The organism is Legionella sp. 16cNR16C (genome assembly GCF_021297775.1).
GTDB classification, from domain to species: domain Bacteria; phylum Pseudomonadota; class Gammaproteobacteria; order Legionellales; family Legionellaceae; genus Legionella_C; species Legionella_C quinlivanii_A.
This window is the reverse complement of record NZ_JAJTMX010000003.1, coordinates 78,102-100,494: the sequence shown is the minus strand read 5'-3', so window position 1 is coordinate 100,494 and position 22,393 is coordinate 78,102. Positions and strand designations below refer to the sequence as shown.

Sequence of the window (22,393 nt, the reverse complement as noted above, 5' to 3'; positions counted from 1 at the left end):
GTTGAAATTTGCTTTTGCTAAAGTTAATATCATTCCTGATTTAGAACACCAAGAGAGCAGTCGCCAAACAGAACTCTTGGTGTTTTATCAACATTACACTAAAGAATGTCTTAGCCTTAATGATACCATTTAAAGCAAGCTAATTCATTCAAAAATAAGGAAATTACGAATGAATGCCTTGCTCAATATTTCTCTCTAAGTTTAAAACTTAACAATATGCATTGTTATTAGAATTTAATAGCAATTCCCCACTACCAAGTTATGGATAATGAACATGGCTGTATTACGCATTCATAAAAAACAACAAAATTTTCTCATTCTCGATAAAACTTGTCTCAACGATATGTCCTTATCATGGGGGGCAAAAGGCCTACATTCTTACTTGATGTCCTTGCCAGATGATTGGAGAGTGCGAGTTACCGACCTAAAAGAGAGGGCTACGAATGGCAGAGACGCTGTGCGAAGTTTACTCAAAGAGCTAGAGGAAACTGGGTATATTCAGAAGTCTTTCTGCCGAGATGAAAAAAATGGTCGCTTTGGTGGTATAGAGTATTTGGTGTTAGAGATTCCAGTCCACACGAATAATGATGCATTGCCCTTACGTGAGAAAAAGCCTTCAAAAAATCCAGACTCTGAGTATCCGGCGCCTGAAAATCCGTCTCTGGAAAATCCGGGGCAGGAAAAGGCGACGCTAATAAATAATAAGTATACTAAGGATCCAGATAACCAAGGATTAATTAAAAAAACAGCAGCAGAGAACAACTTATCAACTGGTTCCTACGGGACAAGCAGAAGGTCACAGGCTGCTGCTGTTGAATTTTTCGATTTAAGAGCGGTTAATCGCCCTAAAGAGACGTCAAGGTTAAGCTCAAAAGACGCCATAATTGGAGTTGAGCTTACCCCAAATCAGATTTTTCGCGTAAAGCAGTTGATATCTGAAATCCACATGGATGACAAAGAAGGGCTTTTTGAAGAAATAAGCTACTGCCTATTAAGCAAGAAACACTTCTCTGCCTGCGGCCTCGACTTTTCCAGAAAGCTGAATGCAATCCAGACTGTTATTGCAAAAGGGCATTGGCAAACACCAGTCGAAATGATTTCAGAGAAAAAGGAAACACAAAACTCCTCTACTCTTGCGCTTGAGCAGAATTTATGTGAGGCGCATGCCGAAATGAATCACTTTAAGAAATTGCTGTCTTCAGCTGCCCCGAATCAACGTCCTAGCTTAACCCAGTTGGTTAAAGGAGCAGAAGAAAGGATCCTGAAATTAGGACAGTTATTACTTCAGGCTAAATTGAATAACCAGGCGGCGTTTTAGTTTGATTTGAGAAAAGGAAGTTCCATGAAAGATATCCCCTACATTACTAGCCTTGCCTATAAGCCACAAATCGAAGCAGTATGTAAGCAGCTTGAATCCATTCAAATTGATGGTTTTGTTATGTATTTGATTTTCAATGATGGTGGTGTATTTATTTTATCCAATGTCTTCCCAATTCTAAAAACCTATTATCAGGAGTGCTTATATACTGAAGACTTTACGTTTACCCCAAAGCTCTTACTACACAATGATTCAGGCCATTATTTTTGTGAAAAAGAAGGTTCTTTATCGACTCGATTATTGGATTTATTTGCGCATAAATACTCTCTTCATCCCGTGTACAATCTAGTCCGAGCTCATTCCGAATGCACATTTGTCTTCAGTGCCATTACCAAAAAACAGCCAGAAGACGCGGCTTTATTTTTTAAGCGTACCGAAAAGCCATTTGAAGCGTTTTGCAAAGTATTTGTCGATCACTTCTTGGATTTAATTGTGGAGGCAAATCCCAAATACAAATTTTCTTTCATATTCACAAACCGATTACTCCGTCATGCGGTCATCAGTAAAGGGTATGAAAAAGAAATTTGTTTGTCCGAGCGCGAGCAAGAGTGTTTATGGTATGCCACTCAAGGACGCTCGTTTAAAGAGATAGGAAAATTATTGGCAATTAGCCCTGCTACGGTCAAAGTTTACATACAGCGAATACGGGAACAATTTGATGGGTTGAAATTATCGGACATCCTGCTTGAATGCATCCACCGAGGCCTCATTGGTCGAATGAATAGTTTTGAACAAAGGATAATAAGACCTGTTTCCTTACTCAACCTCGAGAAGGCTAGGGCACTTAAAGTGTCTTAGTTCACAGAGTAGCCTGTCAATAGAGATGGGCTTTCCTCTTACCTTATCCACACACACCACTGTGTTGATTCCTCGACAAACCATTTCTTGTCGGCTATTAAAAATAGTTTGATTAAAAATCAGTTTAATACGACCTTCTGGCTCAAGACGGGAGATGATTGAGAACGAATCAAAAGCGGTCAGTGATTTAAGAAAATCAATGGTGGCGCTTGCAAGAACTAAGTTGAATCCTGTCTGACTTAATTGAACCCAATCAAAGCCCAAGGCCTTCATTTGCAGAGTTCTCACATGGTCAAAATAACAAAAATAATGAGCGTTATTTACGATGCCTTGTGCATCAAGTTCATGTGCTCGAACCTCACCCGTCCAGCGAAACTCGTGAGGGAATGGATGCTCTATTACCATATTTTTCCCTAAAAAAAAAGTCCTCTCGTGAGGGGACATACAGGATGAATTTTATCAGGAATAATACCTGACAATAAGAGACTAACCAATGGATATAGGGATTATTGCATGCTGATTTTAACGAGACGTATCGGCGAGAGTATTGTTATCGCACAAGATATTTTAATCACTGTATTGGGAATGACAGCAAAACAGATACGAATTGGCATTGATATACCCAATCATATGGCTGTGGAAATTCAGGAGGCATACTGTGATCCCCAACGATTAGCGAGTTTAGACAATATAAACCGTAAATAAACCATACCGTCTGTTGTATGGATTGCTCTTATCGATTAATTAAAAAATTGAAAGTTCGGAATACAAGGATTTAAGCATGAATGCAAAAAATAAAGTAATATCAAATGCTCTTTTAGCAAGTACTGTGTTGGCGCTAGCAGGCTGTGCTGCGACCCAAACCGCGCTTGAACATGGGTCGTTACAAGTCAGTACAAAACAAAGCGAGACGGTTTTCCTAGAGCCCGTCACGAATGCTGAGAAAACGGTGTATGTTTCCGTGAAATCTACTGCTGATGAAGACGTGGATATTACTCCCCAATTAAAAACAGCCTTAATATCTCATGGTTATAAGGTGATGAACAATCCAGGGGCTGCTCATTATCTCTTACAAGCGAACGTGCTTAAGGTAGGGAAGATGAGTATCGCTGCAAGCCAATCTGCATTAGGTGGGGGGTATGGTTCAGCTATTGCAGGTGCGGCAGTAGGAACAGCGGCGGGCAGTTTTACCAATTCAAGCAGCGGCATGATTGCAGGAGGGCTTGCTGGAGGGGTCATTGGTTTAGCGGCGGATGCCTTAGTCAAAGAGGTCAATTACACCATGATTACCGATATTCAAATCTCAGAGCGTGTTGGCAAGGGCATTAAAGTCAATGAACTATTCCAATCCCATTTGAAAAATGGAAGTGCTGCCGTGACATCCCAAACCTCATCGCGTGAAAGCCAATATCAACGCTATAGAACGCGAGTGGTATCCAATGCCGATAAAGTGAATTTAAAGTTCCAAGAGGCGCGTCCGGCGCTCGAACAGGGATTGGTCAAAGTCATCGCAGGGATATTCTAATAAGGCCTTGATTTAAGCAGACGATTCAATTCCTTAAAACAACCGCTTGAAATGATTAAAAATTAAGCAGTGAAGTGCTTAAGGGATTGTTGCAACCTAAAAACGGAGAAAATAGATGAAATTGAGTAAAAAAATAACAGCAATGAAAGCCGCTACCCTGGTCTCTTCATTGCTTCTAACGGGAATTGGTTTCTCTGCTCCCATTGATAAAGAGGCTATTTCGATGCGATGTGAAATGGTCTACAACACGCTGGACAAGCTGTTTGAGGAGAATGTAAGCACGCCCTGTGCCTTTGATGTTCAGTATGCGGGTTGGGTGATGAAGGGTGCCGCAAATTTAGTTCGGACCGAACGATATCCACAGGCATTGAAAAACCTAAGAATCGTGGAAGGCAATCTTAAAGAGATTCATTCCAGAACCCAGGATTGTGCGTATTTCTCTGCGAAAGTGGTTCCCTCTTTAAATGAGGTTAATCGTTTAATCACCGAGCTCAAAACCACGCCCAACTGATTCAGTGCAGTCGGTTAGCCCAAGAAAATCACAAGAGGAATAGGCAATGAAAATAGGTAAAGCGATAATCCGTTCGATGAAAAAGGCAGGGTCAGCGCTGGTGTTTACGCTCCTATCAAGAAGCGTGTTTGCTAACGACTTATTAGCGAACGCTTTAGAAGGGGATGTGAAAGATTCATTAGGAAGCGGCTCCATGTTTTGGAAAGTTTTTATCCTGGTGGACATCATTCTCGCCACCGCAATGGCTGTGAAAAGCAAAAACCCTATGGTGTTTGTTGGTGTGACGGCGGTTGCTTTTATTCCAGCCTTCCTACTAAAGACGTTTGTTTTTTGAAGGAGGTAGGTGATGAGCCCCATGAACTATCAATTCCTAAGTCACATTGATGCGCCCAAAAGGATTTTAACCTTAACCATGGATGAGCTGGTGGTGGCAGGGATTGGTTTCATGCTGCTTATCATTTCCAATCAAAAGGTGTTGGTCTCCCTGTTTGGATTTAGTTTATTAAGTGGGTTGCGGTATTTGAAGAAAGGGGAGGGGCCAAAAGCACTATTAGTATTGGCGTACTGGTACCTACCCAGTGCCATCACGCAATTTTTCTTGCCCAAGCTTCCTTTATCACACCACCGTGTGTACGTGGCTTAAGGAAAGAACATGGAATTTAACAGTTATCAAAGCCGCCTAAGCCAATTGTCCGCGCGCTTAAATCTAATGGTGATGCTAGTGTTTGGCCTATTGGTGTCTAACGTCTTGTTGTCTAGCTTTTTGTTTACAGCCTGGAATCACCATACTATCGAGGTAACGCCCTTCAGTGGCGAGCCTTCCTATTTGAAATCAGCCGCCAGTGTGGATGGTCATTACTTAAGTCTTATGGCAGAGAATTTTGTTAATGAACGGTTAAACGTCACACCAGAAACCGTGGATGCCAATCATCAACGTCTGCTTTCATACGTCCACCATCAGCACTACGCCCCAATGCTGCGTCTGTTAACGAATGAGGCCAAGGTTATCAAAGCTAAAAAAATGTCGTCCATTTTTTATATCGATAAAAATAAGGCCAATCCCAATGCGCTGAAAGTGGTTGTATCTGGCACTTTAAGGCGGTTCGTAGGGCTTCAAGCATTAAATGATGAGCGTAAGACCTACATTTTGCGGTTCCAATATAAAGACAGTCGTCTGTCCATCGTTCAATTTTCGCTTTTAAAGGAGAAACAAGATGCATAAACCACTTAGCATCGCGCTCGCTTTATCCTCCACAGTCGCACTGGGTGCAAACAGCATTCCGGTGAAAGACAACGGCGATATTGCGTTAACCCTAAGTCAGGGAAATTACAACCGTCTGGTAATCAAAAACGATAAAGTCATGGAGGCAGTCTTTCCTCGCAATGCAATGGCCATTAAAAAGGACACCCAAGATGGCTCTGTCTATGTGATGTTGGCAGCGAACAATCCATTTACTTTATTTTTAACCACCGAAGCAGGCCGTCATTTTTCAATCACCTTAAATGGGGAAGAATCTTTGGGCAAAACCGTTGAATTAGTTCCCGTGACGCCAGTACTTCCTTCACCGAAGACGGTTGGGTCAAAAGCAAACTCAAAAGCCATTCCACAAGAGGCGGTTCCCGAGGCCATTCTTGCCCTGCTCACGCACATGGAGCAACAAAAGCCATTTGCTGACGTGACTGTCAAACGACCCTTTGCGAAAGTAGAGCGCTGGTCAAAAGGATTAACGCTCTTACCCAAAGAGTCCTGGGAGGGCAAGCTATTAAAGGGCGAGGCCATCGAATTATACAACGGGGGAAAAGAGTCTTTGGAGTTGGCAGAAGGGTGGTTTGCCAAAGAAGACACACTTGCCATTAAATTGTCTAAACCCGCCATTGCTCCGGGGGAAAAGGCGATGCTCTACCGCATTCTGGGAGTGAAGCATGGCTAACTGGCAATGGAACAAGCGGGTGAAGGGGCGTCAGCTTCGCACCTTGATGGTGGCTGGTGGTGGTCTATTTTTCATAGTCGTCATGGTTATTGTGCTATTAGCCGATGGGCGCCCCAAAAAGCATTCAGTAGTTAAACAATCCCTGGATTTAACAGGCATTGTCGAAGAATCATTTACCGATGCCGTGGCAGAAAATGCGCTTACCGCCCAACAAACCGAGCTTGAATCCTTAAAAAAGCAAATTAATGAATTAACCCACAACATTAAAGCCATGGATGAGGCGCACCAAAAAGAGTTGAAGGCCCAAAAAGAAGAATTGACCGCTGTACAAGCGTTGGCTTTAATCAATCAGGACAAACGAATTAATTCAGAGCCGCAAAACACCCCTGACGAATTAAAAGACGTACAAAACCCACAGCTGTGGCATAACCCCAACACCTATGCCATGAATAACTTAAGTGGCAGCCCGGTTTTATCGGATGCAAGTCTTCAAATAAACACCGTGTCGTTTCGACCTAAACGGCGCACGACCAAAACGCATCCTAACTTCTATCTGAATCCTGCCCGTTACGTTCCTTCCAACACCTCAGTTCGCGCCGTTATTTTAGGTGGGGCCGATGCGGATGCATCCGTTAATGGCCAATCCAAAAACAATGGCGTCATGCTCTTTAAGTTCCTGGAAGATGGGACATTGCCTAATGGCCAGCGCTCACGCTTAAAAGGATGCCGGGTCAGTGCCAATTCCTATGGGGATATTTCCAGTGAACGCGCCTATGGAACGCTTTACCGTCTCTCCTGTGCTCATCCGGGTGAGCCGATTATTGATAAGGAAGTCACTGGCTGGGTGTTTTTTAATGGCAAAGTGGGAATCAAAGGAAAGCCGCTGATGCGCGATGGCAAGGTCATGACCTGGGCAGGAGTGAGCGGTGTGTTATCCGGTGTAGCGTCGGCTGCGCAATACGCCCAAAGTGTGCAAGCCATTGGCCCTTATGGCGCAAGCTCTGTGGTGCCCAGTAGTCAAATTGCACCCTTTGCCGCTTATGGCGGGGCGTCTAAAGCGGCGGATACCCTGTCTCAATATTATGTCAAACGTGCTGAACAATACCACCCGGTCATTCAAGTAGGCTCTGGCAATGTGGTGACCATTGTCTTTAAAGACGGCTTTTATTTAGAGCCTGATGACGACAAACGTCAGCATGCGAGTAACCAGGTCAAAGCACAGCAAGCCTCAGAGGAGCTCATCGCTGCTCCTGAGGATAATCAGAATAATGAGATGAATTTTACTGTTCCCCCAGAGGTCTTGGGACGAATTGACCAGGCGAGCAGCAACTATGCAGGAGGGTTGCGATGAAGCTTTCGATGGTTGTTTTCATGTCTATCCTTTCAGTCCTTTTAACCGGTTGCGGGACGATGAATTCCAATTTCAGTTGCAATGTCACAGCAGGCGATAGTTGTCTGACGATTGAACAGGTCGATGCCATGACCCGCTTCGCCGATGATGTCAAAACAGACCCACCCAAACGGGGGATGATGAAAGCAGGCAATGAGATTAAAGCTATAGAGGGGACAATCATCCAACAACACAAAGGGCAGTCCGTATGGGTTGCAACACACAGTGGGGGGCAATCATGGGCTTAAATACGAGCGTTTGGCGTGATAAAGCCAGGAAAGTGTTGCACCGGTGGAGCCACCAGTTGGGGGAAACCTTAAGCAGTGAACCGCAGTCACTGCTTGATCACCAAAAGGGCAACGCATCCTTGCAGGTCGATTTGCCTTCGTTTCGCAGTTTACTGCCCTATGAAACGAGTGATGACGATCGTTTATTTATCAATCAGAACTCCATTGGTTTTGGTCTTTCTGTATTGCCGAGTTGCGGCGCTGACGAATCGCTGATGCTATCGCTGGCTTCACTGTTTAAAAACAAGCTGCCCGCAGGCGTTGATTGTACGGTGATGCTCTACAAGCACCATTATGTATCGCATAGGCTCTCAGAGAGCTTTTCTCCTATTTTAAAGCGGGGAGGAATTTATGCCGAACTGGCCAGAATGAGTGTAGATTTTCATCTTAAGGCGATAAAAAAGGGGTATAAAAACGGTCGCAATGTGCCTGCTCAGCTAGTCGACTACTCCGCCTACCTTTTTATCTCAGCAAGGCGCCATGCGGCAAGTCGTCAGAGTTTAATTCGTTTGCGTGAGGACTGGGAGTCTGAGTTAAAAGCCGCAGGCTTTGGCTTTTATCAAATGGAACACCTTGAGTTTAAATCCTTGATGCGAACGCTGGTATCGCCCTCTTTAGATGAAATGGGCTGGCCAGTGGTTGAGAATGGAGGAGGATTGATTCGGGATGATATTCCCAATCTTTCAAGCGTGTATGAAATTCATGATAAATGCATTGATATCTCAAGCCATAATGCAGACCATGAAGAACAAAAGGTAAGGATTGTTAATTGCCAAATCAGTAAATGGCCTGATCCAAAGGATAGTCAATCCCAATTCGGCTTATGGCAAACACCGGATTTATTCGCTAATCTGTTACGCCCCGAACATGGCATTCAATGCCCCTTTTTAATCAGTTTTACGATTCGCGGTGTTAATCGTGAACGAACAAAAAAAACCGCTAAGCGCCGTGCAGGAGATGCGAACAAAAATAATAACGCGGTGCAAAACTTTTTAGCACCAGGAACTGCGGAGCAAGCGGCGCAGTGGAGTCTTGTTCATCAGGAAGTGTCGCGAGATAACATGGATTTATTACCGACATTTTATAACCTGATGCTGTTTACAGACAGTGAACACGAGCGGGAACATATCGCCAAGGTGGTCAGTAGTTATCGTCAATACGGCTTTACGCTAACCCAAAGTCATGGAACCCAATGGCTTCGTTTTATAGGCTCATTGCCATTTATATTAACGGAAGGATTATTTTCCCGCTTGGAACTTATGGGGCTGACGAAGCAGCTCAGTAATTATAATGTCGCGAATCTCCTGCCCTTGGTGGCTGATTTCAAAGGGTGTAAAGAGGGGTTGTTAATGCCCACTTACAGGCATCAATTATTCTTTTACGATCCTTTCGATGATCGCAATTTATCCATTTCCAATTACAACCGATTGACGGTGGCAGCCCCTGGTGCGGGTAAATCCTATTTACAGCAAGCCCTACTTTTAGATGGACTTTCACGCGGCCATCAAATCTTTGTGATTGATTTAGGAGAGTCTTACAAACATTTATGCCAAATGGTTGGAGGCACGTATGTAGATGCCACAACCATTAGCTTAAACCCTTTTACTCTGTTTGATTTTGAAGGAACGACGGAGATAGAAGGCACACAGGTCAACAACTACATTCAAATGAGGGATTTGTTGGCGATCATGGCAAGCCCGGAACAAGGATTGGATGAGGTTCAAAAAGATTGGTTGCTCAATGCCTTGCTCACCGCATGGAAAAAACAAAAAAATCAGTGTTGCATCGATGATGTGCTGGATGCGTTAAAGGACATTTTACATACGCCGGAAGGTGAAGGGGATAGACGACTCAAAGACTTGCTGGTGTTGTTAGGCAAATACGGGAAAGACGGCTTGTACGGAACACTCTGCAATGGCAAAACCCCATCATTCAACCACTCCATGTTCACGGTGTTTGAGTTAGGAGGCTTTGAATCCAATCCGCAATTATTGATTATTGTGATGTTTATCATGATTGTCATTATTCAAGGCCAGTTTTATCACTCGGATAGACGATTAAAAAAACAATGTAATTTTGATGAAATCTGGCGTGGCTTGATGAATAGCTCCAACCCGCTGATGGCGAACTTTATTGAACAAGGGTGGCGCACCGCGAGGAAATACCTCGCCGGATTTTCAGGGGTGACGCAACAATTATCTGATACGGAAAACACGGCGCAAGGGCGCGCTATTGCAGCGTGCTCCGATACAAAATTCATTATGAAGCAAGGGGCATTCAAAGCATATGTTGCAGAACATCCTACCCTGTTTAGCCCATTGCAACAACGGGTCATTGAGTCGTTTGGCGAGGCCAAATTACAGGGCTTTTCTGATTTCATGCTCCAGTGCGGCAGTGTGTATACCTTTCATCGTTATTTTTCCGATCCCTATTCGAGGGTTTTATTTTCAACGAGTGGGGATGAATTTGGGGACATTGAAGCCTTGGTGCAGTCTGGCGTGTCTCTAAGTGAAGCCGTCAAACAGGTCGCGCTTAAGTATTATGGAGCCCTGTTATGCGATTAAGTCCTGTTTTCTTAACCTCAATGGCGACAGCGCTCGGTATAGCAGGGATTTCCTATGGGATGATGCTAAAAACCGAGATTGCTTTTTTTGATGTCGAGGCAGTCCAAGGGCAATTCATTCGCCAGTTAGCCGAAGTGAAAGCGAGCGAATCACAGGTCGAGCAGTCCACGAAACGATTTAATACAGTCCTTAATCAACTGCTGGCTGAACTTGCACTGCAAAAGAAGATCATCATCTTAAGGAAAAACGGCGTGCTTGCCGGTGGTATGGATATCACCGATGAGGTGCGAATAAAGTTAAGCCAGGCGATGAGGAACCCATCATGAATAAGGTCTCTTATTTGCTTTTTTTCATGATCTCAATGCAGGCTCATGCGAAATCGTTTGGTGTCGTAGGCGACGTGTTTCCTGTTACGGAAAAGAGTTTTCTAACGCTTATTGAAGAGCGCTTAGCTGCTTTGCAAGCAAATGGCGAACTTGAGGCCGTCAATCAGCGTTGGCTTAAGACGGCAGCCGAGCATGCGAATCGGCCCACTGCATTGGAGCTTTCGCGCACGAACCGTTCACTGCGTCATGATTACAGTCCAGAAATAACCTTAAGCCAGGACATCACGGATGAAAAAGGCCGCGTTCTTTTTACAAAAGGAACGCAGGTCAATGCCTTGCAACAGCTCCCTTCCTATGCACCGTGCTGGTTATTCTTTAATGCCGATGATGAAGCCCAGTTGAATTGGGCTCTTCATCAAAAAACGCGCTGCGCAAACCCTAAATTGATTCTGACAGGCGGTGCGGTTAATACAGCCGAGAAGCATTTGAATGCAGTGATTTATTTCGACCAAGCCGGAAAAATCACCCGAAAACTCCGTATTGCCCACGTTCCTGCAAAAGTGACACGCCACCAAAATCATCTGGTGATTGATGAACAAGCAATCAAGGAGAATGGCGATGTGCTTTAGGCTTCTGTTTCTAGCAATCCTTTTTCTAAGTGTTGCACCGCTTAACGCCAAACAGTGTACAGGGCATTTTGTAAACCCGATTAAGGATGTCTGTTGGCGGTGTTTGTTTCCTTTGTCTATCGGCAATGCAAAGGTGGTAAGTTCTTCACTTCCAGACACCGAAAATGCTTCTAGCCCCATAGGCGTTTGCCCGGCAGGTATCGGGGTACGGATAGGCTTGAATATTGGATTTTGGGAGCCGATGGCACTTACCGATATAACCGATACACCGTATTGCCTGGTCAATCTTGGCGGCACTAAATTGAAATTGGGCTTAAAGCAGGGGAGGGGAGGCCGTCATGTGGTGGGCAATGGGCAGCAAAGGGCCTTTTTTCATGTGCACTGGTACAAGTACCCATTAATTAACTGGTTAAACCTGATTACCTCGGTGGGCTGCCTGCAAAAGAGTGATTTTGACATTGCTTACTTAACCGAACTCGATCCGACCTGGAAGGACTCCGAGATGAGTTTTGTATTAAGTCCTGAATCAGTGTTATTCGGCAATCCAGTGGCAGCCAGTGCGTGTGCCGCGGATGCGCTTTCCTCCACGATGACCAATAAACCATTGGACAGCCTTTTTTGGTGTGCAGGCAGTCAGGGAACGCATTATCCACTGACCGGACATGTCAACGCCTCGTTCTCCCCTGTGCAAACCGCGCTGTTACTGACGGAGCGGATGAATTACAAAATGCACCGTGAGTTTTTAGTGTCTGACTCAAGTGAAAAAGCCGGTGCTATTTGCACAGAGCATTATTACCCCATTTCCCCTAAATCACGTTATCGCTATGAACTGGTGAATCAGGTGGCCGATGGCAGGCATTGTTACCCATCGGGTCACAGCACCTTGACCTGGGAGGCCGGAAAAATTAAACCGCATACCCCTGACCAATACGGGTTTTTAGTGTGGCGAAAACGTCACTGCACGTTTCTTTAACTGGAGAATTTCATGCTAAGAAAAGGAATTTTGGGATTGGCTTGCTTGTTCATAACCGCCACCTCATTTGCAGTACAAGTCTCTATATTGGTGAGTTTTTCCATGCCGGAAACGCTTTTGCAAGAGACCTTGAAGGAAAGTGCTAAATTACACATCCCCGCCTATCTCAATGGCCTTTATCAGGATTCGATGCGAGAAACGGCATTGAAGGTGATGGCATTAAGCCAGCGTATTCCTCATTTAAATTTAAATATTGATCCAACGCTGTTTGAGCGTTTTGGCATTCAGCAAGTACCCGCTTTAGTGGTAGAGGAGGGTAACGCTTTTGATGTGATTTATGGTCATCTGAGCATTGAGGAAGGATTAGCACGGATGGCCGGGCGTGGGGAAGTTGATTTTAGCCTGAAGGATATTAGAAGGACTGGGCCATGATTCAATTGAGATGGATTTTACTTCTTTTCCTGCTCGCTTCCAATGCTTACGCACAAGGTCAGGATGATGCACTGCATGCCAGAGATGAAGCCTTGGCTCAATTAAAGCAATTCAATCCGGGATTACTCCTGCCGCAGTATACGGATAACCCAAAAGAAACGGCTCTGGCACCAGCTGAGGGCAGTGATGGATTAAAGGGGCAGGGGGCATTGCAATGGTCTAAGGATGCAACCGCCTCTATGGTGATGAGGGAGGCAAGACTGAGGCCTCGGGTGCATGCAAATCCCAAATCGCAGGAGGGCCAATATGCTGAAACACTGCTTGACCATGCCGATAAGGCGCTAGACGGCCAATGCTATGTCAAGGAAGGCGAATGCCAGGTGGAAAAGACGGTAAGGACTTGTGAGGATATCCGCCAGTTTTCGCATCAGGCCTGTGGCGAAGCTTTACAAATTGATGTGAATTCCATTAGCCAATCGAAACAACGTTCTTTAGTGCATTGGGATGAGCCGCTTACGGTCCCCTTAATGACTTGTCTTCCCTTAGAATGGGATTGTAATGTGGCCAGTTTATATTTTCCCACAGCCTCTTGCCACCAGTTGCTGGTAACGGCGAGCAGCAATGGAATATTGTTGCCCGTGGTCTCGCAGCCCACCTGTCAAAACCCCGTGGTTCGGATAGATACCCGCGCGCTTAGCAATGACACCCTAATGACCATCCAATTCACCATTACTGAGAAGCAGTTGCTTGAGCACTGGGTTAAAGAGGACTGTGGCGCCTTGGATAGTGCAAGCAAGGCGGGAAACTGTTTCGTCGCTAACGTGCCGTCTTGCATCAATCCGAATGAAACTCGGGTGATTAACGGCATGCCAGTGACCCGTTCCTGTTGGCGGATAGCCAGTGATTACGCTTGTGAGCAAGGCATTGAAAGTCACTGCCAGGATTTACTCAACACAGGCTGTTCCCAAACCGGTTCGCGCTGTCAGGACGCCGTGGCGGGATTTTGTGTCCGTTATGAGCAAACGTTTGCCTGCCAAAGTGAGCACTGCTTCCCTTCGCAAACTATCTGTCTTCACCATTTGGGATGTGCGGATGGGGAATGCGATGCGTCACAAGAGGAAGCGAGTGAGGATGCGGCAGAAGGGATAGCAAGATTGGGTGCCTTAGCCGGTGTGGCCAGTGAAGTGGCCCAGTTGCAGGTGGACAGTGGAATGCCTCAGATTTTTTCCGGCAAGAATGCCCGTTGCCGCATTGCAGTGGCTGGCGTAGGCAATTGCTGTGGCGGTAAAGCACGGTTGTTAAACTGCCGCGAGGAAGAAAAGCGGTTATCACAAGCCATTGAGGAGGGGCGTGCGGCCCAGGTGGGCACGTATTGCGCGCACAAAGCCGTGGAATGCCTGGAGGAAAAAGAATCCTGGTGTGTATTCCCGTCAAAGTTGTCGGGAATACTCCAAATTCAGGGCCGGTTTGGCCAGTTGCATATCGGTTTTGGTGAAGCCCATGATAAAACCAATGCCCCGGATTGCCGAGGAATGACGCCTGAAGAATTAGAACGGATTGATTTTTCACTCCTGGACTTATCCGCCATTGAAGCGGATTTTCAATCCCGTCGTCAACTACCCAATGAGGAAGCACTTCGCGTGCAAACCGAGTCAGCCATTGACCGATTAAACCAGGAGGGGCAGGCGCATGGCTACACTCATTAGGCGTTGTGTCCTACTTTGTTTATTCGTTTTAACCTGGGATGGCTTTGCTGCCAAGCCCCCAGGATTCTTATGGTATAACCTGAAAGAGAACAGGGCTGAAGTGCCGCGCCCGACACCTCGGGGCATCCCTTTTAATCAACTGAGTTTCACTGAGCGCGATGCGGTGTTGCGCTTCTACACTATGGAAGCGCTACATAAAGCACGGTACACCAAAAAAGTGGAGGATATGCGCATATTCTTAAGCCTGCAGAACTACTGGCTTAAAGAATCGTCACGGTTTAAATCACTGTTTCAGCAAACGATGTTGGCCTATCCCGAATATGACTATGCGGTGACCCATCCTACGTCTAATCTGGGTGCAAAAATCACCGATGAAGTGCGCGGATCCCAAACAGTAGAGCTAATCAACCGCTTGTCTAAATCCCATGGGTTGTTGTTTTTCTATCGGGGAAAAAGCTTATATGACTTAAAACAAATCCCTATTGTGGTTGATTTTTGCAAGCGTTTTGGGCTTTCGATGATGCCCGTTAGTGTCGATGGCGTGACCTCTGCGGAACTGTTGAACTCCAAAGTAGATAAGGGTCAAGCCAACCGCCTGGGGGTACGTTATTTCCCGGCCTTACTGTTGGTAAATCCTGTAAACCAACGGGTTTCCCCTATTGCTTACGGTCTCACCACTCAGGATGTAATGATGGAGCGCATCAAACAGGTGGCCCACCAATTTAAAGGAGAGGAATGATGAGCGCACGCCTAGTTCTAAGTGTGGTATTGGCTTTTGTTTGTTTAAACGTTTCAGCTCAAGGGAGTCAATGGCTGACTCAATTGATTGCCCAACACGAAGGAGGCGGTGCACAGCAATTGGAAAAGCCACTTAATCCACAAGGGCTACATTTTTTTGATACGCATGGATTCGTTTTGTTCTATGGAAGCGAATGCCCACATTGCAGGCTGTTTGCTCCGGTATTAAAAAGCTGGGCCGCTCGCCACAAAGCAGCCGTCTTGCCCTTGGCCCTGGACAATCAACCCCTGCCTGAATTCCCACAATTTTTACCGGCAACCACCGAATGGATCAATGCGGCCTTCGGGGGTAATGCCATTAATTATCCGGCGCTTTTTGTGGTTAATCCAAAAACAAACGCCTTGTATCCGGTGGGGTTTGGCTCAATGACAGAAACTGAATTAAACGAGCGCATGGAAGCGCTCATCTTGAAAATCAAAGCCTATGAGCTCAAAGGGGGCGTGTAATGAAAAAATTAGTGATTGCCCTTGGTTTTTTGGGTTGTTTTTCCACTGCTCAAGCGAATGTTGGTCAAGATTTGGATAGTTTTTTTAACGGAATGGGTTATGCGTCCAATGTGACCTCGCCGGCTGCTTATGAATCCCAGGCCGCAGGATTTTTTGGTGGCGGCTCACTGTATGCGCGCAATCAGGTACGCCAGTACCAGCTGGTGCAATTAGATTTGCCGAGTTACCGTGCTGGATGCGGCGGTATTGATTTATTTACGGGGAGTATGAGTTTTTTAAGTGAACAAAAATTAGTGGATTTAGGCAAATCAGTGATGACCAATGCCGGTGCCTATGCCGTAGATGTCATGCTGGCTTCTACGGTGCCTGAACTTAAACAGGTCAGGGATTATTTGCAGCAGTTAGAGCAGATGGCTAATCAGGCCAGCATTAATTCCTGCCAGCTTTCACAAAACATGGTTGGCGGCATTTGGCCAAAAACCGCAGAAAGTCAGCAAAAAATCTGTAAAGATCAAGCCGCGATGGGGAAAGAGGGGTTATTCAGTGACTACGTGAAAGCACGAATGGCTTGCTCTGGTAATGGTTTTGATAGCGTCATGGATAAAGCATCCAAAGATCCCGAGCGTCAAAAGCAGGTGGTGTTAAACAAAAATATGGTCTGGTCACTGTTGCAAGCGAAATCCTTCTTAAATAGTGATAGGGAGTTGGCTGAAATGGTGATGAGTTTAACCGGTACACTCATTATTGATAAAGAAGGGAAGGTGACTAATGTCCCTTCACTGTCAGGAAACGCTGATTTAGTGAACGCACTCCTTGGTACTGGAAGTGGCGTGAGAACGGCCAAAATATGGCGCTGTAAAGAGGTAGGCACTAACAGCCCATGCTTGCAGGTGAGTCTGCAGGATATCACCATCCAGGAAGGATCTACCCTCACCTACAAGGTTCGAGAAATCATTCGCACCATTAATACCAAATTAATTAATGACGAAAAACCAGGCAATCGTGAACTAAATTTTTTAAGCATGACCTCACTGCCTGTCATGAAATTTTTGTCGGTATTAAATAGCATGCACTACGGCAGTAGTGCAATAGACATTGAAGAGTATTCGATGCTTATTGCTCAGGATTTGTTAACCAATTACCTCACTGAGTTACTGCGTGAGGTGAGTGTGGCTACTGCGGGCTCCGAATTAAATTCCGATCTGGTCAAAGAAATTCAAAAGCGCATTAATGAAGCTACCACGCGCGTGGCCTCGATTGATCCGAAGGTGGGGCGCAAGCTGCAAGAAAAACTAACCTTGATTGAGCGCATGGCGCAGATTGAAAAGCAAGTCGCCTCGCAAATGAACAGCACTGCCGGATAAGGAGAGTCCTCGATGATAACCATTCATGTTTTGGCTTGGGGTGAATTATTCCAACACGTGTTGAATGCCATTAGCACCTTTATGAAACAGGACAGTTTTTTAGGACTTTTGCGAATTACAGCACTGATTGGCATCGTGATGGCGACTATCGGTTATCTTAAAACACGGGATCCACTAGCCTTTGCCCGGTGGTTTGTAGGTTGTGTCCTGTTTGTGAATTGTGTCTTACTGCCTAAAACTACCGTGCAAATTGACGATCTCTCCTCGCAGATCCCAACGCAAGTAGATAATGTGCCTGTGGTTTTTGCGATCAGTGCCAATTTATTCACAGTGATTGGCTATGGCTTGGCGCAGTCCTATGATGCGCTGTTGTCCATGCCAGATGATTTGCAATACACCCGAACAGGGGCACTTTTCGGTTCGCGCCTGGTTACAGCGTCAACCTCTTTTCGTATTAAAGATCCCGTCCTTAAGGAAGAAATGAATGAGTATTTTCGTGTGTGTGTGGTAGGGGATATTCGGTTAAACCGAAAGTACAGTGTTGGTGATTTAGCGCATTCCACGGACATCTGGAATCTCATTTCAGCAAAAGCCTCACCGCTTCGCATGATTTCAGTCAATGGGAAATTAGTGACTTGTGAAGAAGCTTCCAAACCGGATGGTCAATACAGTTTACGCAAAAAACTCGATGCTGAAATTAAAAACGCTTACCGCTTTTTTGGGGTTAATTTATTTGGAAAACCAAAGGATACCACCTATGAAGCGTTATTTAGCACCCATCTTAAATCTGCCTTTAATTATTACCAGGGACTAACCGACTCCTCCAGCAACATCTTTTTACAAAGCATGATGATTAACGCTATGGGGGATGGGGTCTCGCATTATCAGGCGTTTACCGATGCAACCGCAGGTATTGTGAATCAACAATTTACCAAGTCCCAGGTGCAACACCGATGGAGCTGGGAAGTGCTTGGCCAAAAAGCCTTATGGATCCTACCGATTACTCACACTTGTCTAACCCTTTTATTGTTTGGTGTATTTCCTTTGATTGTTGCCCTAGCCACCTTACCCGGTGGAGCAAAAATTCTGTATGGGTATATGCAGTTTTTTATGTCATTGCAATTATGGCCAGTCCTTTTCGCAATCTTAAATGCAGGTATGACCATTTATGGGGCCTCCTCCTCCGCTGAATATGGCCAGTTTACGATGGTTAATCTGGATAAGATTGATGAACTGCATGCGGATATTTCTGGGGCCTGTGGTTATATGATGATGCTTATTCCTTTCTTGTCGCATGGCTTGATGTCTAATTTAGGTGGCGCCTTTAGCAACTTGGCCACCAGCATGATGAGCCATATGCAAGGATCTAGCATGTCGGTCGCAGGCGAAGCCGCAAGCGGCTCCTTTGGCCTTGGACAGACCAGCTTTTATAATACCACGGCCAACAATTTCTCAGCCAACAAACACGATTCCAACTGGACGCAGTTGCATGGGATGCATACGGAACAATTGGGAAGTGGTGTTTTAAAGACCATTACGGGCAGTGGGGATCGAGTCTTTGATGTCAGTCCTGGCATGACGAAAAGTGCTCTATCCATCAATGCGCAAGAAGGATTAAGCGCTTCGCTGAATCAGGCCTATGAGCAATCCACCCAAATGGCTCGAAATGAATCCGCCCATTATCAAAAGTCGTTGTCCAATTTCGCCCATCGTGCCCTGCAGTTATCGCAATTAGCCGGGCATGATATGCGTTTGGGGGATGGGGTATCCGAAAGCGAGACGGGGCAATACAGCAAGGCATTGTCGACTATTAGTCATATTGCAGAGGATGTGGCTAGTAAAACAGGTATGAGCAAAGAGGATGCATTAGCCCATTTAACCAGTGGTGGATTCGGTGCACAAATTGGGGTGAAAAGTGAACGAAGCATTTTTGGAAAATTCGCCCAGTGGGGAACAGGGCTTCATGGAGGCGCTGATGTGCATGCCAAATTTGAGCGCTCATCCACCAGTAGCGACCGGTATCACACCGGTGTTGACCATTCACTTTCTGCACGCGAAGCCCATGATTTTAATGAGGCACTCAACTACGTGAATCATTTTGCCAAGCATCATCATTTTGATGAAAGTCATTCCAAAGCGGCCAGTCTTAGCAATCAATTGGGTGTTGATTTACGGGATGCCGAAACGTCAAGCCAGAATGTGGATGCGAGCTTAAACCGTGCACAACGAATTAGTCATGCGAGAAGCTATGTTGAATCACATGGTGCTCAAATCAACAAGAACATGGATCAGGTATTTCCCGCTTATGTGGCCAGTCAAATTGGTGAGTCAGCCCGCGATACACTGTACAGCCATCCAGGCGATTTGCACTCGCTTGATCAACTCCAAGTGCTAGGACAGCAGTTTCTCAGCCATAAACGCGAAGAGCTCATTTCGGCCTTTGGCAATCAAGGGCAGGAGGCAGGTATTAACTCATCGTATCGCAAAGAGAGCCATCATCTGGTTGGCAAAGAACAGCACCTGGCAAAGGATTTCCATAAAAACAGCAATCAATTAGCCAGTGATGCAGAGCAATTGGATGTAGGCTTTGCTAGCCATCAAGCCAATCAGTTACAACAAAAAGTCTCTAATCAACTTAATAACAATCATACACAAAGCGGAGAGGGCAAAGACGTGCTTCATTATCAACAGGAGGCGCTGGGGCAGGATATGAATAGACGATTAGCAAGCGGTAAAACCGAGGCGCAAAAGAACCTGATAGCGCCGGAGAAAATGCTTCGAGACAGTGGATTACATAAGGATAAATGATCATGAAACATAGCGAACTCCAGCAGCTTATTGCCGAGGATATCAATCAACTAATGCAGCTTGAATTAGACATTATTCCAGCAAGGACTTATTACACTGGTTTATTGAAACTGGCGTGGAATGCGTTTTGGAAAATAGGAACAGTGCTCTTTTTTGCCATTTACTATGTGTCATTGACTGAGTCACATCCAAATGCTTTAACGCCTGGTTTGTATTGGGAGCAAACTCGAGACGCACTGCTGGCTTCTTCAATGATGGCGCTAGCTGCGTTATTTCTATTGATTCCGTCTCTAATCCACTATTTTCTCATTCAATATCACTTGCAAAACCAGCTTAAAACAGGTGCTTTACTGGTTAAAAAACTTCAATGTTGTGCCTGGCTGTTTTTAGGGGTTTTTATTTTCTTGGCCAGTATATTTGCCAGCTACGCGGAATTGGCGGCACTTTATTTTATGTTAGGTGTTGCCTTCTTTAGCAGTGGGATGGTCACCTACTTTGTGATGAACATGGAATTCAATCGCGCAGGGCTAAGCATTTTATTGACCTGTATTCGAAGGTGGTTTGGCAAGGACAATCCATCGTCCCTTTAATGTAATTACTAAAACCATAACGTTTCAATTTTAACCTTTCCAGTGGCAAGGGTAGCCACTGCTTTGTCTAAACGCGAGGAGAAGAGTCATGCGTGATGAGCCTAATTTCAAACATTATACCCGTGGTGGTCAGATCAGTTTTCACAATCTTCGGATGTGGGATCAAATTACAAAGACATTAGTCTGGGTCTGCCTTTTCTTATGGGTAGTTTTAACGGGGATTATCACTTGGCTGGTGACAACCACTGAGAATCTGACCCAGGCACTAGCCTATTATTATGCGTGCTTTCTTAATCTGGTAGGAAAAAAATACACATTCACGCTCACTTTTCATGGAAAACTCTACCGGCAGACTGTGGAGTCAATGTTGCACTATCCCTATTACAAAGCAAATGCCCAACACATGCTGGATTTACTGGGACAGTCGTCATTAGCCGCTTTCTTCCTCTCATTAGTTCTAGGGTTATTACTCGCTTTTTATTTCGTTCGACGAGGCAAGGCGCAGCGTGCCAATCAATTCATTAGAGGCAGCCGTATCGATACGGCCGACCATCTAAGCCAGCAAATCATCGAGAAAAAAGAGAACTCGGATATCACCATCGATGGGTTCCCGCTCAAAGCACATAGCGAAGTCCAACACCTGTTAGTGCATGGAACCGTGGGTACTGGAAAAAGCCAACTGATCATGAAAATTCTGGATGCCTTACGCAAAAGGGGGGATCGAGTGATTGTCTATGACAAGGGCTGTGCCTTGATTCCCCATTATTTTGACGCGAATCACGATGTCATTTTAAATCCCTTTGATGCCAGATGCCCCAATTGGGACATGTGGCTAGAAGCGCCTCGTGATTCCGATTTTGAAAACATGGCAGAAAGCCTCATTCCAATGCACGGGGAATCCGATCCCTTTTGGGTGAATGCAGCACGCACTGTATTTTCTTCAGTGGCTGCCAAAATGCGCAAAGATAACGATCGCTCGATTGAAAAATTGCTTAAATTATTACTCACCGGTGAGTTTACGCAATTAGAAGACTATCTCAAGGGAACGGCAGCAGCAACGTTGGTCAGCGGTAAAATAGAGAAAACAGCCATTTCCATTCGCTCGGTGATTACCACCTATTTAAAATCACTCACCACCTTATCCGGTCTTAATACCTCATCGAATCCGTCATTTTCCATACGGGATTATATTTTGGAGGAGGATAACAAAGGGTGGCTTTTCATCTCCTCCAATGGCGAGCAACACAAGTCGTTAAAACCGTTAATGTCTATGTGGCTGGCCATGGCTTCTTTAACACTGTTAAGCCTCACTCCAAATCCCGAGCGGCGTATATGGTTTATCTGCGATGAGTTGCCTTCGTTGCACAAGCTGCCTCTGCTCGGTGAAACCATTGCGGAAGTCCGAAAATTCGGGGGTTGTTTTTTATTAGGCATGCAAAGCTTTTCACAGCTTACCAAAGTCTATGGCCAATCGGGAGGAGCTAAAGAGTTATTTGATTTATTAAACACGCGGTTTTTCTTTAGAAGCCCAAGCGCTGATATGGCGCGTCTTGTGGCCAGCGAACTTGGTGAGGAAGAAATTGAAGAGTCGCGGGAAAACTATTCCTATGGCGCCAATAGTATTCGGGATGGTATTTCCCTTGGTAGCCAACGAGTGACACGCCCGATTGTTTCCTATCCCCAGATTTTGGAGCTTAACGATTTAAATTGCTTTGTGCGCTTGCCAGGAAGTTATCCCATCACTCAACTCACCTTAAAACATCAGGAGAGGCCCAAGTATTTCAAAGGGTTTGTAGAACGCGAATTCACCATGGCTCAAGCGATGCAGCAGGTTATTGAAGAGAGCAAGAACGCCGGGAACGACAATGAGTCTGGTGTCAAAAAGCAACGCTACAAACAACCCATGGATGTCGAGTTTGAAGTCTAAGGCAAGGAA

Annotated in this window: 24 protein-coding genes; 23 read left to right on the top strand and 1 reads right to left on the bottom strand. The window is 45.4% G+C overall.

What is annotated here, in order from left to right; genetic code table 11:
• Positions 1-268 precede the first annotated feature (268 nt).
• A complete protein-coding gene (locus LXA66_RS10465) occupies positions 269-1,318 on the top strand; it encodes a replication protein (RefSeq protein WP_233013133.1) in 1,050 nt (349 codons plus the stop codon).
• Positions 1,319-1,342: 24 nt separating this feature from the next.
• Complete coding sequence (locus tag LXA66_RS10460; protein WP_233013132.1) at positions 1,343-2,176, top strand: helix-turn-helix transcriptional regulator; 834 nt, start codon at positions 1,343-1,345, stop codon at positions 2,174-2,176.
• Here LXA66_RS10460 and LXA66_RS10455 read toward each other — a convergent pair.
• Complete coding sequence (locus LXA66_RS10455; RefSeq protein ID WP_233013131.1) at positions 2,135-2,581, bottom strand: thioesterase family protein; 447 nt, start codon at positions 2,579-2,581, stop codon at positions 2,135-2,137. The genes LXA66_RS10460 and LXA66_RS10455 overlap by 42 nt on opposite strands.
• Before the next feature lie 108 nt (positions 2,582-2,689).
• Here LXA66_RS10455 and LXA66_RS10450 point away from each other — a divergent pair, with 108 nt between their 5' ends.
• The 21 genes from LXA66_RS10450 (at position 2,690) to traD (ending at position 22,384) form a co-directional block, all read left to right on the top strand.
• Complete coding sequence (locus tag LXA66_RS10450) at positions 2,690-2,881, top strand: carbon storage regulator (RefSeq protein ID WP_233013130.1); 192 nt, start codon at positions 2,690-2,692, stop codon at positions 2,879-2,881.
• A 76-nt stretch (positions 2,882-2,957) separates the two neighbouring features.
• On the top strand, positions 2,958-3,701 hold the full coding sequence (locus LXA66_RS10445) for a complement resistance protein TraT (protein ID WP_233013129.1): 744 nt from the start codon (positions 2,958-2,960) through the stop codon (positions 3,699-3,701).
• Between the two features lie 115 nt (positions 3,702-3,816).
• Complete coding sequence (locus LXA66_RS10440; protein WP_233013128.1) at positions 3,817-4,212, top strand: hypothetical protein; 396 nt, start codon at positions 3,817-3,819, stop codon at positions 4,210-4,212.
• A 46-nt stretch (positions 4,213-4,258) separates the two neighbouring features.
• The gene (locus LXA66_RS10435; protein WP_233013127.1) at positions 4,259-4,546 is read left to right on the top strand and encodes a hypothetical protein; all 288 of its coding nucleotides are present in this window, start codon (positions 4,259-4,261) and stop codon (positions 4,544-4,546) included.
• Positions 4,547-4,558: 12 nt separating this feature from the next.
• Positions 4,559-4,855: a type IV conjugative transfer system protein TraL gene (gene traL / locus LXA66_RS10430; protein WP_233013126.1), complete on the top strand. Its 297-nt coding sequence runs from the start codon at positions 4,559-4,561 to the stop codon at positions 4,853-4,855.
• 9 nt (positions 4,856-4,864) lie between these two features.
• Positions 4,865-5,434, top strand: a complete 570-nt coding sequence (gene traE, locus LXA66_RS10425; protein WP_233013125.1) for a type IV conjugative transfer system protein TraE — start codon at positions 4,865-4,867, stop codon at positions 5,432-5,434.
• Positions 5,427-6,143: a type-F conjugative transfer system secretin TraK gene (gene traK / locus LXA66_RS10420; protein WP_233013124.1), complete on the top strand. Its 717-nt coding sequence runs from the start codon at positions 5,427-5,429 to the stop codon at positions 6,141-6,143. Before traE ends, traK begins: the two co-directional genes overlap by 8 nt.
• Positions 6,136-7,494, top strand: coding sequence for a TrbI/VirB10 family protein (locus LXA66_RS10415; RefSeq protein WP_233013123.1), 1,359 nt, complete (start codon positions 6,136-6,138; stop codon positions 7,492-7,494). The genes traK and LXA66_RS10415 overlap by 8 nt, the downstream gene beginning before the upstream one ends.
• Positions 7,491-7,781, top strand: a complete 291-nt coding sequence (locus LXA66_RS10410; protein WP_233013122.1) for a conjugal transfer protein — start codon at positions 7,491-7,493, stop codon at positions 7,779-7,781. The genes LXA66_RS10415 and LXA66_RS10410 overlap by 4 nt, the downstream gene beginning before the upstream one ends.
• Entirely contained in the window at positions 7,772-10,384 is a 2,613-nt protein-coding gene (traC, locus tag LXA66_RS10405; protein ID WP_233013121.1) for a type IV secretion system protein TraC, read from the top strand. Before LXA66_RS10410 ends, traC begins: the two co-directional genes overlap by 10 nt.
• On the top strand, positions 10,375-10,710 hold the full coding sequence (locus tag LXA66_RS10400; RefSeq protein WP_233013120.1) for a TrbI F-type domain-containing protein: 336 nt from the start codon (positions 10,375-10,377) through the stop codon (positions 10,708-10,710). Before traC ends, LXA66_RS10400 begins: the two co-directional genes overlap by 10 nt.
• A complete protein-coding gene (traW, locus tag LXA66_RS10395) occupies positions 10,707-11,339 on the top strand; it encodes a type-F conjugative transfer system protein TraW (protein ID WP_233013119.1) in 633 nt (210 codons plus the stop codon). The genes LXA66_RS10400 and traW overlap by 4 nt, the downstream gene beginning before the upstream one ends.
• Complete coding sequence (traU, locus tag LXA66_RS10390) at positions 11,329-12,312, top strand: conjugal transfer pilus assembly protein TraU (RefSeq protein ID WP_233013118.1); 984 nt, start codon at positions 11,329-11,331, stop codon at positions 12,310-12,312. Before traW ends, traU begins: the two co-directional genes overlap by 11 nt.
• Before the next feature lie 12 nt (positions 12,313-12,324).
• On the top strand, positions 12,325-12,744 hold the full coding sequence (trbC, locus tag LXA66_RS10385; protein WP_233013117.1) for a type-F conjugative transfer system pilin assembly protein TrbC: 420 nt from the start codon (positions 12,325-12,327) through the stop codon (positions 12,742-12,744).
• Entirely contained in the window at positions 12,741-14,450 is a 1,710-nt protein-coding gene (locus LXA66_RS10380) for a conjugal transfer protein TraN (RefSeq protein ID WP_233013116.1), read from the top strand. The genes trbC and LXA66_RS10380 overlap by 4 nt, the downstream gene beginning before the upstream one ends.
• Positions 14,434-15,189 carry a type-F conjugative transfer system pilin assembly protein TraF gene (traF, locus tag LXA66_RS10375; protein WP_233013115.1) on the top strand — a complete coding sequence of 252 codons (756 nt, stop codon included), beginning with the start codon at positions 14,434-14,436 and terminating at the stop codon, positions 15,187-15,189. Before LXA66_RS10380 ends, traF begins: the two co-directional genes overlap by 17 nt.
• A complete protein-coding gene (gene trbB / locus LXA66_RS10370) occupies positions 15,186-15,695 on the top strand; it encodes a type-F conjugative transfer system pilin assembly thiol-disulfide isomerase TrbB (RefSeq protein WP_233013114.1) in 510 nt (169 codons plus the stop codon). Before traF ends, trbB begins: the two co-directional genes overlap by 4 nt.
• A complete protein-coding gene (locus LXA66_RS10365; protein WP_233013113.1) occupies positions 15,695-17,059 on the top strand; it encodes a conjugal transfer protein TraH in 1,365 nt (454 codons plus the stop codon). Before trbB ends, LXA66_RS10365 begins: the two co-directional genes overlap by 1 nt.
• A 12-nt stretch (positions 17,060-17,071) precedes the next feature.
• Positions 17,072-19,867 (top strand): conjugal transfer mating-pair stabilization protein TraG, encoded by a 2,796-nt coding sequence (traG, locus tag LXA66_RS10360; RefSeq protein ID WP_233013112.1) that lies wholly within the window; start codon positions 17,072-17,074, stop codon positions 19,865-19,867.
• Between the two features lie 2 nt (positions 19,868-19,869).
• On the top strand, positions 19,870-20,457 hold the full coding sequence (locus tag LXA66_RS10355) for a hypothetical protein (RefSeq protein WP_233013111.1): 588 nt from the start codon (positions 19,870-19,872) through the stop codon (positions 20,455-20,457).
• Positions 20,458-20,545: 88 nt separating this feature from the next.
• Positions 20,546-22,384: a type IV conjugative transfer system coupling protein TraD gene (traD, locus tag LXA66_RS10350; protein ID WP_233013110.1), complete on the top strand. Its 1,839-nt coding sequence runs from the start codon at positions 20,546-20,548 to the stop codon at positions 22,382-22,384.
• Positions 22,385-22,393 lie beyond the last annotated feature (9 nt).